Below are 14,084 nucleotides of genomic sequence, written 5' to 3'. Positions count from 1 at the left end.
CTGCGGATCATCCAGCGCCTTGCTGCCTGGCAAAATCCAAAAGCATCGGGCGCTGCCCCTTGAGGATTTTCACCTCGGCCTCGGGCAAGGTGAACCAGCCCGCTCTGTCGACCTCCGGGAACTCCTTCAGGGATCCCGACCTTGGCGGCCATTCCATGGTGAAGCTGTTGCTCTTGATGGAGGTCACATCGATGTCGATGGTCGCCTCGACGGACCAGGCCGAGACGATCTTGCCGCCCGGTTGCCTGTAGTCGCCGAGACGAGTGAAGTATCCATCGACCTTGACGCCAAGCTCTTCCTCGGTCTCGCGTTGCGCTGCCGTCAACTCGTCCTCGTTTTCGTCGACAAGACCCTTCGGTATCGACCACGCACCATCGTCCTTCTTCGCCCAGAAGGGGCCGCCCGGGTGAACCAGCAACACTTTGAGACCACCGTCTTCGCGGCGATGGATCAGCAATCCCGCACTCCGTTTTGCCATTTTATATGTCCGTCTGCGAAGCCGGCAGCCTGCCACTGGTTCCTTGAATCGTTGACGCGAACCTTGCACCAAGGGATTGCGACGCTATGTCAGGCGCGGCTGCATTGCACCTCACCCGCGAGTCCGGCAATCTGATACCATCGCCTATTTGGCGGCTCGAAGGCTAGGTGACGATGCAACTCGGTCTTATTGGCTACTACAGCGACTTCGTCGTGTATCCGCTGGTAATCGCCGTGCTGGCAGTGGCCGGGCTGCTCGAAGCCGGCGAAGAGGGTGCGCCGGGCTGGATAGGCACGGTCCTCGCCTGTCTCGGCCTCTGGACGCTGATCGAGTATGTGCTGCACAGGTTCGTTCTTCACCACATTCCCTACATCAAGGACCTGCACGACCGTCACCATGTCGAGGAGCGCAGTTCGGTGGGCACGCCGACCTGGCTCAGCCTCGGGGTGCATGCGCTGGTCGCGTTCCTGCCGCTATGGATGATCTCGGATTTCGCCACCGCTAGCGCGGTAAGCTGCGGGTTGATGCTGGGGTACCTCTGGTACATCAGCATCCACCACATGATCCATCACTGGCATCCCGCGCATCCGAGCTATCTCTACACGCTCAAGCGTCGCCACGCGGTCCATCACCACATCGAGGAAACGGCCAATTTCGGTGTGACGTCGGCGTTCTGGGATCGCGTTTTCGGGACGGCGCGGCTCTAGTCCGAGGCCAGATCAACCCCAATCGTTCAACGCCTCTTCCCGCGACCTCCGGGAGACTTGGCTCCGCGGGGTCCGCTCTGAGCCGGCGTGTTGTTCTGGTTTTCGTCGGACAGCTTGCGCCAGCGGGCAAGGCGCTCGGGATCGAGCGTCCCGGCCTTCAAGGCAGCCTGCACAGCACAGCCCGGCTCATGCACATGCGTGCAGTCGCGGAACTTGCAGAGCGGCGCGAGCTCGGTGATTTCGGCAAACAGCGTGTCGATGCCATAGCCGACGTCGCTGACTTGCAGCGTCCGCATTCCCGGCGTGTCGATCACCCAGCCGCCGCCGGCAATGGCGTGCAGCGATCGCGACGTGGTGGTGTGGCGTCCCTTGGCATCGTGCTCGCGTATGCCTCCGGTCTGCTGCGGCGATTGCTGCCCCGATCCGGCCAGCGTGTTGACCAGCGTCGATTTGCCGACGCCGGAGGAGCCGATCAGCGCCACCGTCTGGCCGACACCGCACCAGGCAGCCAGGATGGTTGCCGCATCCGATGTCCGGGGGTTCAGCGTCACGACCGGCAATCCACGCTGCAACGCGGCAGCCTGCCTTGCATATGTCTCGGCGTCTTCAGCGGTATCGGCCTTGGTCAGCAGGATCACTGGCGTCGTTCCGGCCTCATTGGCGAGTGCCAGATAACGCTCGAGCCGGGCGGGATTGAAGTCGGCATTGCAAGAGGTGACGATGAACAGCGTGTCGACATTGGCCGCGGCAAGCTGCGGCACCCTGCCGCCCTGGGTGCGGCGCTCCAGCACCGTCTTGCGGACCAGGCGGCGCTGCACAAGGTGTTCATGCCCATCGACCAGTACCCAGTCGCCGACCGCATAGTCGCCGGTGTTCGCCTGCGCCGGCAGCGTCAGATCGACCGGCCCTGCCTGGGTCAGGCCGGTCAGGCGATCGCGGTGGACGGTGGCGATCCGCGTCGGGACAAGATCGGCGTCGTCGGGTTCGAGCTGGTCGCCAAAAAAATCCGTCCAGCCCAGGCCGGCAAGCGATGGCATGGAGTGGTCCGTCACGGCTTTGACCACGGCGTCGCGGACATCGGAGAGTATCCCTGGCAGGTGAGGCGCGGACGGGGTGGGCAATTGCCCAGCTGTATGGGCGGCATGGCGGCATTTGGCAAGCAGGCCCGGAGCCGAGAGCGAGCGGCAAGCTTCTGCAGCCCATCCCTCGATCGTCGAACTGACGATCAAGTCGATGAAACAGCGCTATCCGAAAGCGTTTGGCGGGAAAAAACGGCGGCGAGCCGCCTCAATTTTGAAACGTTAACGAATAATTTGACGCATGCAATGTTTTTGGGTTCTATTGGTAACTGTGAAAATTGACTGAATAAGTTCCATCCAGCATTGTCGCATCCGGTCAACGGCCGCATGACTGGGGCGGGCCGATCATGACAGGGATCAGGAATATATCGATGGCGGAGAAGACGCACCGCACGATGGATGACTTCGCCCAGGCATGCGGGGTGTCCCGGCCGACGTTGTCCAAATATTTCGACGATCCGGCGAGCGTGAAGCCGGCGACGCGGGCGCGCATCGAAGCCGCCCTGCGCTCCTCGGACTATCAGCCCAACCTTTTCGCCCGAAATCTCAACCGCAAGCGCACCCGCAACATCGGCATCGTCGTGCCGACGATCACCGATCCGTTCTACGCCGAGATGGTCAGCCGCATCGAATTTCGCTGCCGCGACGAAGGCTACTGGCCGATCGTCATCTCCTCGCATGGTTCGCCGAAGCTGGAGGCGGAGTCGGTCAGGACGCTGCTGTCCCTGAAGGTCGCCGGCGCGATCATCGCCCCACTGGGTCTGGCTTCCGACCGCGGCGTCTTCGACAAGCTCGGGCAGGATATTCCGATTGTCTATTTCGACACCTATATCGAGGGCGATACGCCGTTCGTCGGCAACGACAACCGGCAGAGCGTCTCGACCATCGTCGACTATCTCTGCCGTTCGGGTGAGCCGCCGGTCTATCTCGACATCCCACACGTCAACCACAACTCCGGCGAACGCCAGGAAAGCTACATCGTCGCGATGGAGACCGCCGGGTTCAAGCCGGTCGTCATCGAAGGCACCCGCGATTACACCTGGGACTTCGAACGCATCGGCTACGAGCAGACGGAAAAAATGCTGGAGGCCGGCGCCTTGCCCGGCCGCACCATCCTGTGCGCCAATGATCGTCTCGCCTTTGGCGTGATGGCGGCTGCGTACTCGCGCGGCCTGAAGGTCGGCCGCAGGCCCGATTGCGATCTGCGGGTTGCAGCACACGACGATCATCCGCTGAGCCGCTACACCTGCCCGGCGCTGACCACCATGGCGCAGGATTTCGCCGCCATGGCCGGCCGCAGTGTCGAGATCCTGCTGGCCTTGCTGGACGAGGCCGATCCGCCGAAGCAGGACATGGCGCGCACCGTCAAGCTCGGCGCCACCCTGGTGATGCGTCAGTCAGCCTGAGCGACCGGCGTCAGCTTTTCTCGAACTGGCGCCAGGCAGCCACCGCCTCGGCCACCGCTTGCCGGGCAGCGGGGATATGGCGTCCCATTGAGACGAAGCCGTGGATCTGGCCCGGCCATTGCCGCAGGATGAGCGGAACGCCCGCGGCTTGCAGGCGCGCCGCATAGGCTGCCCCTTCGTCGGCGAGGATGTCGCAGCCGGCAAGCGCTACAAAGGTCGGCGCAACGCGGGCGAGGTCAGGCGCCAGCAAGGGCGAGACGCGCCAGTCCATGATGTCCTCGGGCGTTCGCACATAGTGGTCGCGGAACCATGCCATGGTGGTTGCGGTGAGCCCGAAGCCGTCGCCGAAACGCTGGTAGCTATTCGATGCCTGCCGAGCGTCGGTGTTGGGATAGATCAGGAGTTGCGCCGCAAGCGGAGGCGCAAGCCCATCGCGGGCAAGCAGCGCCAGCACCGTGGCGAGATTGCCGCCGGCGCTGTCGCCGGCAACGCCGATGCGTCTGATGTCGATGCCGAGACCTGCGGCATTCTCCGCTATGAAGCGCAGTGTTGCCAGGCAATCCTCGAGCCCGGCGGGAAATTTGTGCTCTGGCGCCAGGCGATAATCGGGACAGACAATGACGGCGCCGCCGAGATTGGCCATCAGGCGACAGATCTCGTCATGCGAATCGAGGTTGCCGACGACCCAGCCGCCGCCATGCAGATAGAGCAGCGTCGGCGCCCCGCTTTGCGGTGCGCCAATGCCGCGATGGATGCGGAGCGCAATGGGCCCGTTCGGCGCTTGGATTTGCTGTTCCAAAGTCGTTGCAACCGGCTCGTGCTCGCCCTGCAGCGTTGGGAACGAGGCATTGTAAGCGGCGCGTGCCGCCACCACGCTGCCGGTCTCGAACGGCTCGCCGCCGGCCGCGCGACCGATTTCGAGGACGCGCAGCGCATCCGGATCGAGCGTCATCGTCATATCCTCAGGCCAGCAGGCTGCTCGCCTCTTCCTCGGTCAGCAGGGCCGGCTGCACGACATCGCCCGCGATGGCGATTGATCCCTGTGTTTCACCGGAGCGCAGGATAGCCTCCATGATCTCCAGTACATGCAGCGCGAGGCTGCCGGAGGCCCGTGGGGTGTTGCCGGTTTGAAGCGAGCGCACCAGATCGGCGACGCCGAGCATGCGGTAATTGGCGCGATCGGGTGCCGCATAAGGCCAGTTGCGGGCGCCGTAGAGATCGCCCTCGCTGGCGAAATCCTGCCAGTCGGTGCCGCGTTCCGACAGCGACACCGTGCCGCCGAACGTGTCGGGGTCGGGCAGGCGCAGCGAGCCCTCCGTGCCGTGCAGTTCGATCGGATGGTTGGAGTGGCGAAAGACGTCCCACGAGGCGCCGAAGGTGACGGTCGCGCCGGAGCGGAACTCGAGCAGCGACAGCACATTGGTCGGCGTGCCGACCTTGAATGTGGTGTTCTTGAATGGCCCTTCGGCGGTGATCAGCCTTTCTTCCTGGCCGCGTGTCGCCATTGCCATGACGCGCTCGACCGGGCCGAGCAGATTGACCAGCATGGTCAGATAGTACGGACCCATGTCGAACACGGGGCCACCGCCTGGCTGGTAGTAGAATTGCGGGTTGGGGTGCCAGTGCTCCATGCCGCGGCCCATCATGAAGGCGGTGCCGGTGACCGGACGGCCGATGGCGCCGTCATTCATCAACCGGCGCGCACGGCGCCCGGCAGCACCGAGGAACGTGTCGGGCGCCGAGCCGAGCAGCAGGCCGCGCGACCGCGCCTCGTTGACCAGGCGTTGTCCGTCGGCGGCCGAGGTGGCGAGCGGCTTTTCGGTGAAGACGTGCTTGCCGGCCGAAAGCGCGGCAAACGAAATATCGAAATGCGCCGCCGGAATAGTCAGGTTGAGGACAAGATCGATCTCCGGGTCGGCCAGCAACGCATCGACGCCGAGTGCCCGTATGCCATATTCCTTCGCCCGCACCGCCGCCATGTCGGCCGAAATATCGGCACAGGCGCGCAATTCGATCCCGCCAAAAAGCCCGGCGTTGCGCAGGTAAGTCATCGAGATGTTGCCGCATCCGATGACGCCGATCCCGAGTTTGGTCTTTGATGTTCCGTGCATTTCGATCCTGCCTCCCAAAGCGCTCATGGCCCGCCGGATCCGCCCAGCCGTTAGACGGATCGCATTCGCAAAAGGCTATACAACATTTTAAATATTGACGCGCGTAAAATTTTTATACAACATGCGAAAATGCTGGTGCGATATCGGGGAGGCCGCCAGCCCTGGGAGGAGAAAATGACCGAAAGAACGGCCGCCTATGCGGATCCCGTGGCTCATGCGCGCATCGGATATTTCCGCCGCGGCCAGGGACCGCGACTGGGTCAGGCATAGATCACCTTGGCCCCGGTCCTATCAAGCTGGCTGCGTATCGGACCCGACAGGCTATCGTCGGTGATCACGACATCGACGCTCGACAGCGAAAAGGCCTTGGACGTCCCGCTGACGCCCCATTTGCTCGAATCCGCAAGGAGGACAACGCGCCGGGCCATGCGCACGAGGTTTCGCTTCGTTCGCGCCATGTCTTCGTTCACGTCGACCACATCCAGTGACGAGTCAATCGCATGCGCTCCAACAAAGACCTGATGCGCTACCAAGCCGCCGAGAGCCGTGTCGGCATCGGTGATCAGTGTGCTCACCGTGTCTGGATAGACCCGGCCGCCGATCATGTGAACGTCGAGCCCGGGCCGATGCATCAGATGCTGCACGATATTCATCGCCGTGGCCGCGACCACGACATTGCTGAGCGGCGGTAACAGCATGGCAACCTGCATCAATGTCGAGCCGCCGTCGAAGATGACCGATTGGTTGTCCTCGAACAGTTCTACCGCTGCCCGGGCGATGCGTTTCTTTGCATCGAGGTTGGTTTGCATCCGCCGGGCGAACGCGGCCGTGGTCGAATCCGTGGTCCGGGTCACCGCGCCTCCGCGGGTCTTGGTCAGCAGTCCCTTGCGGTCCAGTATCTCGAGGTCGGAGCGCACCGTGACTTCCGATACGCCAAAATCGTCTGACAGGTCCTTGATGCGGACCTGTCCGCTACGTTGCACTTCACCCAGGATCGATTGGCGTCTCTGCTCTGACAACATTGCCCTGTCCTTGCCTCCATCCGCCAAGCAATCACCCTGGCCTCGGTTCACTCTACCAAAAATATGCGAATTCGAAAGCTTTCGAAAGATTGCATTTGTCGTTTCTTTCGCAAACACTGGGTGCAGGATTTTGAAATCAATCGATTGGAGAATTTTGGACTCATGAGCCTCGGAACCAAGGTGCGCCTGGCGCGCCTCTTCTCACATCCATCGGGGAATCTTTTTGGCGGCGCGGTCGACCACTTTGTCGGCTATGGCGACGTGCGCAAAGGAGGTCTTGCCGATCTGCCGGGCGCCCTTGCACGCGTCATGGTAGGCAAACCCGACTACGTCAGCATCCAGCCCGGCACCGCGCGCCATCTGTGGCCGCAATACGCGGGCAAGGCTTGCCTGGTGATCCAGGCCGGCTGCTTCACCCCGGACGATCGCATCAGTGAACTGATTGCAACGCCCGAGGATGCGGTGCGCGCTGGCGCCGATGCGTTGGCCGTGGCCATTCCGGTGCGCGGCGCGACCGAGGGCAAATACATACGCTGGCTGACCGATTCGGTGAACGCGGCGGCCCGTTACGGCATGCCGGTGGTGGCGCATATCTACCCTCGCGATTTCACCGACGGGGCAAAAATCGTTTTCACCCCCGACGAGATCGCCTATGCGGCACGCATCGGCTACGAGTCCGGCGTCGATGTGATCAAGATCGGTTACACGGGCGATTTCGAGTCGTTCCGAGAGACCGTTCGGACCTGCCCGGTGCCGGTTGTGATCGCCGGTGGTCCGAAGACCGACACGCTGCTCGGCGCCCTTCAGCAGACGGCGGACGCCATCCGTGCCGGCGCGCGCGGTGCCGTGGTGGGCCGCAATCTCTGGGGGCACGGCGATCCGGAAAAGGCAGCGATCGCCTTTCGGGGCGTCATCCATGACGGCCTTTCGGCGCAAGACGCCCTGGCGAAGGCGGGTGCCTGAACCATGCCCGCCGTCCCTTCAATCCTCGGCTTCGGAGCTATTGCGATCGACGACATCGTCTATGTCGATCAGCCGTTGTCGGCGGGCAAGGGGAAGGTTCTGCAAAGTGCCCGAGCTTTCGGGGGAAATGTCGCGACGGCACTTGCCGCCGTCGCGCGGCTCGGCGGAAGCGCCGGGTTCGTCGGATGGCTGGGCAGTGCCGCCGACGACGCCGTGTTGTGCGATCTCGTTGCGAGCGGCGTTGAAACCGCGTTTGCGCCGCGCCACCCGCACGCGCGCCCGGTGCGCTCGCGGATCACCGTCGGTTCGGATGGGGAGCGATTCATCGCGTATGACGACGAAGCGATGCTGGGCACCGCGCCGGACTTTCCGGACGAGGTTCTCAGCCGCGCGACAGTCCTGATCGTCGACAGTTACGGGATCGGGTCGCTGGATGTCGTGGCTCGGGCTCGCGATCTCGGCCTTGCGATCCTCGGCGATGTCGAATGGAGCCACGGCCCGGCCACCGAGAGACTGATCGGGCTCTGCGACCATCTCATTCTTCCGCTCGGCTTCGCGCGGACCGCCACCGGCCGCCAGTCGCCGGCCGAGATACTCGATGCATTGTGGTTGCCGTCGCGCTCCGCCGTGGTTCTGACGGATGGCGGCAGGGGCGTCTTCTATCGCGGACGCGACGAGACAGGGCTCTGGCACCTGCCTCCGCACCAGGTTGCCGTCGTCGACTCGACCGGCGCCGGTGACTGCTTTCATGGCGCCTATGCCCTTGCATTGACACGCGGGGCCGACACCGCAGGCCGGGTCGCATTCGCGGCCGCGGCGGCGGCCCTTTCGATAACGGGGCGGGGCGGGCGCGAGGCGCTTCCGACCGACGCCCAGGTCACGGAACTCCTGGCATCGACGAACGCGCCGTCGGCAGTCGAACTGAAATATGCGCGGCTCGATACCGGAACATAGCCCGAACTATCCGAGGAAATATTTCGCAGGTGAACGTAAGCCGAAGACAATCATAAAAATCAGTGGCTTAGACTTGTGGAGGGAGGAATATGGCAGAAGTCGTTCTTGAAAATATCTGCAAGACATACGGGAACAATTTTCACGCAATCGACCAATTGAACCTGTCGGTCAAGGACGGTGAGTTCTTGATTCTCGTCGGGCCGTCCGGCTGTGGCAAATCCACCGCGCTGCGGATGATCGCGGGATTGGAGGACGTCACCAGCGGCAGCCTTCGGATCGGCGGAATAGACGTCGTCGACATGCCGCCCAAGGACCGCGACATCGCGATGGTCTTCCAGAGCTACGCCCTCTACCCGCATATGACGGTGTTCGAAAACATCGGCTTTTCGATGCGGCTGGCAGGCAAGCCGAAGGCCGAGCGCAAAAAGCGCGTGGACGAGATCGCCAAAACCCTTCAACTGACGTCTCTGCTGGACAGCAAACCCGCGAACCTTTCAGGCGGGCAGCGTCAAAGGGTTGCCATGGGCCGCGCCATGGTGCGCGAGCCGGCAGCCTTTCTCATGGACGAACCGCTTTCCAATCTGGATGCGAAACTGCGTGTTCAAATGCGCGCCGAAATCACCAGTCTGCAAAAGCAGCTCGGCGTAACGACCATATATGTGACCCACGACCAAACCGAAGCCATGACGATGGGCGACAGGGTCGCGGTGTTGAAAGGCGGCGTGCTGCAGCAGGTCGACACACCCAAGAGGCTCTATGAATCGCCGGTGAACGCCTTCGTTGCCGGCTTCATCGGGTCTCCTTCGATGAACCTTTTCGAGGCAACCCTGACGGGCGACGAACTGATGTCCGGCGCCCTGGCCATCCGGCTGCAGGATGCAGCCTTCGTGCGCAGGCCGGGCTTGAGGTCGTATGCGGGGCGCAAGGTCGTGTTCGGCATACGACCGGAGGATCTCTATGACAGCAGCCTCGAATCCGGCCGCAAGTATCAGACGATACCGGCAAAGGTGACCTCGATCGAAGAACTTGGATCCGAACAAATCGTCCATCTCGACATCGACGCGGTCCGGGTGGACTCCGGCGACCCTGACGCGGTGCAGGATTTCGGCCTGGCGTCGAATGCGGTGGCGAAATTCGAACCGACCAGCACAGTCCGCTCCGGCTCGGAAATCAGGTTGGCCATGGATGACGCCAAGCTCCATTTCTTCGACCCGGAGACGCATCTGGCAATTTGAATATCAGCGATAAGACCCGCGGGTGAGGGTGAGGCACCTGCATAAGAAGATTTGTGAATAACCAGACGATCGGCCGCATTGTGCGGTCGAATATAAAGAAGGAGGAGAAGATGACGTTTCGTATAAAACCCGCGATGCTGAAAATAGCCGCAGCCGCATGGTTGCTTGGCGCAACCGGCGCCATGGCGGATACGACGCTGGAATTCACCCAATGGTGGGAGCCCGAATTGCCGGCCGGCTCGCTCAGGGCAATCATGGATGACTTCGAGGCCGCAAATCCCGGAATCAAAGTGACGCTGGTCAGTGGGCCCTACGCGACCACGCGAGACCAGATCTCGGTTGGTGCTGCAACCGGAACGCTCAGCGACGTCGTCGGTCTCGACGGTGCCTGGGTGAACAATCTGAATGCGCAGAGCGCACTCGCCGACATGAATCCGATGATGGATGCGAGCGCTTTCGACAAGAGCCAGGTCGCGGACATCATCAAGGTGGACGGCAAGGCGGTGATGTTTCCCGTGGCTTCCTTCGTCTATCCGGTCTTCGTGAATTTGGACCTCGCCGCCCAGGCAGGCGTGACCAAGCTGCCGTCGACCCGTGCGGAGTTTCTCGAAGCCGCCAAGAAGATGACGATCGCCGACAAGAACCAGTATGGCTGGGTGCTGCCCCTCTCGCTGCAAACGCCATCCGGCGTCCAGAACGACATGATGTCGTGGGTTTGGGCTTCGGGTCAGTCGATGATGGCGAACGGCAAGCCGGACCTTGAGGGCAAACCGGTGGTGGACATGCTCACCTTCGTCAAATCTCTCAACGACGCCGGAACCATCTCGCCCGGCATCGCCACCAAGACCGAGCAGGAAAAGGTCGAGGAGTTCGTCAACAACCGCGTCGGGATGATGATCGACTCGCTCGCGCATGTGAACCTCATCCGCAAGCGCAATCCCAAGCTGAACTTCGACCTCATCCCGGTCCCGGTCGTGGAAAACTATACCGGCAAGCGCGGCCTTCCCTATGCCTCCTGGGGCATCGGCATCTCTGCTGCCTCGAAACATCAGGAAGAGGCCTGGAAACTCGTCCAATATGTGATGAGTGAAAAGGTGAACGCCAAGCTCGTATCGCTTGCAAACGCCTTCCCCGGCAACGTCAACGCCAAGCCCGATTTCGTGACCTCGGACAAGGCTTTCGGCAAGGCTTTCGAAATCTTCAAGACCGGTTATCTCGCCAATGAGTTCACGGGCCTGCCGGTGGCAGAAGACCTGATGACCCAGTTCGACGTGCAAGCCCAAAAGATGCTCGCCGGCGAGCAATCTCCGGAACAAGCAGCCGCCGCCGCTCAGAAGGGCTGGATGGCGAAATTCTGATCGGCCTGTTCCCGTTTGCTATCTTCGACCGGGTGGCCTGACTTCGGGCAGGCCACCCGGCAACAACGGATCGGCAATTTGAGTGGACCTGTTTTTGAAGCTTACCTTCTCTTGAAGGCGTATCCCAAGGTTGGCACATGACCCGGCAAAAGCGTTCCCACCATAAGCTCAAACGAGCGGTCGCACCCTACCTCTATCTGTCGCCCTCGCTGCTCATAATCGGGCTTCTGATGCTGCTGCCGATGGTGACGGTGATTGGCTACTCGTTCCAGAACAGCGCGGTGCTGCGTCGTGACCCATCCTTTGCCGGACTGAAACACTACCAGGCGATCTTCGACGACCCCGTGTTCTGGGCTTCGCTGTGGCACACGCTCTACTTCACATGCATGAGTGTCATTTTCCACATGACCATCGGCATGGCCTTCGCGCTCATGCTGAACAGCGACCGCATCAATCCGACGCTGCGCAATATCCTGCGCGTGCTCTATATACTGCCTTGGCTGTTCACCGCGGTGATTATCGCCGTGATCTGGCGCCTGCTGCTTGAGCCGAACGGTGTCGTGAATAGCATTCTCATGCAAATCGGCATCATCGGTTCCAAGGTCGAATGGTTTTCCTCGCCTGAGACCGCGCTGCACGCGGTCACCTTTGCCAACATCTGGGCGGGCTATCCGCTCTTCATGGTCAGCCTGCTCGCGGGTTTGCAGGGCATTCCCAAGGATTTCTACGAGGCTGCCGATATCGACGGGGCGAAAGCCTACCAGAAGCTGATCTTCATCACCATTCCGCAGCTGATGCCGATCATCATCAGCATCTCGCTGCTTGACTTCATCTGGACCATGCAGGTCTTCCCGTTAATCTGGATAACGACGGGCGGTGGCCCGATCTACTCGACCGAGGTCCTCAGCACCTACACGTACAAGCTGGCGTTTTCGAGCTACAACCTGTCGCAGGCTTCAGCCAGCGCTGTGGTCATCTTGTTGATCTCTCTCGGCCTGACGCTGTTCTATATTCGCTATCAGAAGGCTCGGTAGTCATCATGAGGAAAAGGCATACGCCGAAAGACAGGCTGATCACCGTCGCGCTCCATGTAGCGCTTGCAGCGGGGCTCTTTTTCGCGGCATCTCCGATCTACTGGATGCTGAGCAGCTCGTTCAAATCGAATACCGAAATCTTTGCCTTGCCACCAACCATCCTGCCAAAGGCGTTTACGCTGGAAGCGTATGCAGCCATCCTTGGCGACCCGGTAAAGCTGCGCTTCTTCTTCAACAGCTATTTCGTGGCGGGAGCGGTGACCGTGCTGACGGTGCTGATCGCCTTGCTGGCGGCCTACGGGTTCAGCCGCTTCAACTTCCGCGGCAAGGGCATCCTGAACACAATCATCATCAGCACGCAGACGATTCCGCCGATCACACTTTTGATCCCCTTCTTCGGACTTGTCGTCTCATACGGCATCTTCGATACCTACGTCGCACTGATCCTGACTTACCTGGTGTTTACGCTGCCCTACGCGATCCTGCTGATGACGGGATATCTGAACACCTTGCCCCGCGATCTCGATGAAGCCGTGGCTGTCGATGGCGGCTCCAGTTGGACAGCGCTTTGGCGGGTGATTGTCCCGATTTCACTGCCTGGTATCGTGGCGACGTCGGTCTACACCTTCCTGTTGTGCTGGAACGAATTTCTCTTTGCGCTGACGCTGACGAAATCGACGTCCATGCGCACCGTCCCGATCGGCATCCAGCTGTTGATGGGGCAGCATGCCTTCGAATGGAACCAGATGATGGCAATGAGTGTGCTCGGCTCGCTACCGCTCTTGCTCATCTACCTCGTTGCCCAGAGGTACTTCCTCGCCGGCATGACCGCGGGCTCGGTCAAGTAGGACGTCCATCCCACGGCGACGCAGGGTGGCATCAAGCAATAGGCGATACCAAGGAATGAAAGGACGAACGTGAAAGAGCTCAAAGTCGGCTGCCAGACCTTCACCTGGGAAATGCTGGGAGACCGGTTTACCGGCGGCCCCGACGATCTGCTGAAGGCGATCGCCGATGGTGGCTATGCCGGCATCGAGATCACCGACACCATGATCGGACATTATGGCGACAAGCCGGAGGAGTTCGCCGCCGCGCTGAAGGCGTCGGGGCTGACGCTGGTTTCCTTCGCCTTTGGCTCGAACAGTGGTTTTACGCTGAAGGAGGAGATCGGCGCCGACCTCGAAACCGCCAAGCGCTGGATCGATTTCGCCGGCGCCTTCCCCGGCGCGCTGGTGTCGATGGGCTCTGCAACGGCGGTGTCCGACGGCCCGCGCGAGGACAAGTTCGCCATCGCGGCCGAGGTCTACAACAAGGCCGGCGAGATCGGACGCAAGGCCGGCGTCCAGGTTGCGGTGCATCCAAGCTCGCACCACAACACGCTGCTATTCGACCGCGCCGATTACGACACGATCTTTGCCTTGCTCGACCCCGACCTGGTCGGCTGGGTGCCGGATACCGGCCATATCCTGCGCGGCCACAAGGACATGTCCGATACGCTGCGCACCTACCGCGACCGCATCCGCTACATCCACCTCAAGGACGTCGATGCCAACGGTACCTGGGCCATGCTCGGCAAGGGCGTCTGCGACACCCCGGCGGTCATCGAGATCGCCAACACCGCACCGCGCTTCAACGGCTGGCTGGTGCTGGAGGAAGAATCCGAAACGGCCGCCGCCGATCCTGCCGGCGCGGTCAAGACCAACCGCCAGACTATGCGCAGCTACGGCGCCTGAAGAA

14 protein-coding genes are annotated in these 14,084 nt (G+C 61.7%); 9 read left to right on the top strand and 5 right to left on the bottom strand.

Annotated elements, in window-relative coordinates; genetic code table 11:
- Positions 1-7 precede the first annotated feature (7 nt).
- Positions 8-478: an NUDIX domain-containing protein gene (locus EJ079_RS31850; RefSeq protein ID WP_127397441.1), complete on the bottom strand. Its 471-nt coding sequence runs from the start codon at positions 476-478 to the stop codon at positions 8-10.
- Positions 479-651: 173 nt separating this feature from the next.
- Between EJ079_RS31850 and EJ079_RS31845 the strand changes: the two genes are divergently transcribed.
- Positions 652-1,185 (top strand): sterol desaturase family protein, encoded by a 534-nt coding sequence (locus tag EJ079_RS31845; protein WP_127811100.1) that lies wholly within the window; start codon positions 652-654, stop codon positions 1,183-1,185.
- Positions 1,186-1,211: 26 nt separating this feature from the next.
- On the opposite strand, the gene rsgA is transcribed toward EJ079_RS31845, so the two are convergent.
- Positions 1,212-2,222, bottom strand: a complete 1,011-nt coding sequence (rsgA, locus tag EJ079_RS31840; protein ID WP_164873892.1) for a ribosome small subunit-dependent GTPase A — start codon at positions 2,220-2,222, stop codon at positions 1,212-1,214.
- 413 nt (positions 2,223-2,635) lie between these two features.
- On the opposite strand from rsgA, the gene EJ079_RS31835 reads away from it, so the two are divergent.
- Positions 2,636-3,670: a LacI family DNA-binding transcriptional regulator gene (locus EJ079_RS31835; protein ID WP_127811099.1), complete on the top strand. Its 1,035-nt coding sequence runs from the start codon at positions 2,636-2,638 to the stop codon at positions 3,668-3,670.
- A gap of 10 nt (positions 3,671-3,680) precedes the next feature.
- Here EJ079_RS31835 and EJ079_RS31830 read toward each other — a convergent pair whose 3' ends face one another.
- The 3 genes from EJ079_RS31830 to EJ079_RS31820 all read right to left on the bottom strand — a co-directional run bounded on the left by EJ079_RS31830 (position 3,681) and on the right by EJ079_RS31820 (position 6,803).
- Positions 3,681-4,622 carry an alpha/beta hydrolase gene (locus EJ079_RS31830; RefSeq protein ID WP_127811098.1) on the bottom strand — a complete coding sequence of 314 codons (942 nt, stop codon included), beginning with the start codon at positions 4,620-4,622 and terminating at the stop codon, positions 3,681-3,683.
- A gap of 10 nt (positions 4,623-4,632) precedes the next feature.
- Positions 4,633-5,781 (bottom strand): Gfo/Idh/MocA family oxidoreductase, encoded by a 1,149-nt coding sequence (locus EJ079_RS31825; protein WP_127811097.1) that lies wholly within the window; start codon positions 5,779-5,781, stop codon positions 4,633-4,635.
- Positions 5,782-6,041: 260 nt separating this feature from the next.
- Entirely contained in the window at positions 6,042-6,803 is a 762-nt protein-coding gene (locus EJ079_RS31820) for a DeoR/GlpR family DNA-binding transcription regulator (protein ID WP_127266572.1), read from the bottom strand.
- Positions 6,804-6,965: 162 nt separating this feature from the next.
- Between EJ079_RS31820 and EJ079_RS31815 the strand changes: the two genes are divergently transcribed.
- From EJ079_RS31815 to EJ079_RS31785, 7 genes are all read left to right on the top strand, one after another.
- Positions 6,966-7,766 carry a class I fructose-bisphosphate aldolase gene (locus EJ079_RS31815; RefSeq protein WP_127255183.1) on the top strand — a complete coding sequence of 267 codons (801 nt, stop codon included), beginning with the start codon at positions 6,966-6,968 and terminating at the stop codon, positions 7,764-7,766.
- 3 nt (positions 7,767-7,769) lie between these two features.
- Positions 7,770-8,720, top strand: coding sequence for a PfkB family carbohydrate kinase (locus EJ079_RS31810; protein WP_127811096.1), 951 nt, complete (start codon positions 7,770-7,772; stop codon positions 8,718-8,720).
- 89 nt (positions 8,721-8,809) lie between these two features.
- A complete protein-coding gene (locus EJ079_RS31805) occupies positions 8,810-9,955 on the top strand; it encodes an ABC transporter ATP-binding protein (RefSeq protein WP_127811095.1) in 1,146 nt (381 codons plus the stop codon).
- Positions 9,956-10,065: 110 nt separating this feature from the next.
- A complete protein-coding gene (locus EJ079_RS31800; protein ID WP_127811094.1) occupies positions 10,066-11,313 on the top strand; it encodes a sugar ABC transporter substrate-binding protein in 1,248 nt (415 codons plus the stop codon).
- Between the two features lie 137 nt (positions 11,314-11,450).
- Entirely contained in the window at positions 11,451-12,347 is an 897-nt protein-coding gene (locus tag EJ079_RS31795; protein ID WP_023808791.1) for a sugar ABC transporter permease, read from the top strand.
- Positions 12,348-12,352: 5 nt separating this feature from the next.
- Positions 12,353-13,195 (top strand): carbohydrate ABC transporter permease, encoded by an 843-nt coding sequence (locus EJ079_RS31790; protein WP_127811093.1) that lies wholly within the window; start codon positions 12,353-12,355, stop codon positions 13,193-13,195.
- A gap of 111 nt (positions 13,196-13,306) precedes the next feature.
- Positions 13,307-14,080, top strand: coding sequence for a sugar phosphate isomerase/epimerase (locus EJ079_RS31785; protein WP_127811428.1), 774 nt, complete (start codon positions 13,307-13,309; stop codon positions 14,078-14,080).
- Positions 14,081-14,084 lie beyond the last annotated feature (4 nt).

The sequence above is a fragment of the Mesorhizobium sp. M7A.F.Ce.TU.012.03.2.1 genome (genome assembly GCF_004006095.1).
Lineage (GTDB): Bacteria > Pseudomonadota > Alphaproteobacteria > Rhizobiales > Rhizobiaceae > Mesorhizobium.
This window is presented reverse-complemented; position numbering and strand designations above follow the sequence as displayed.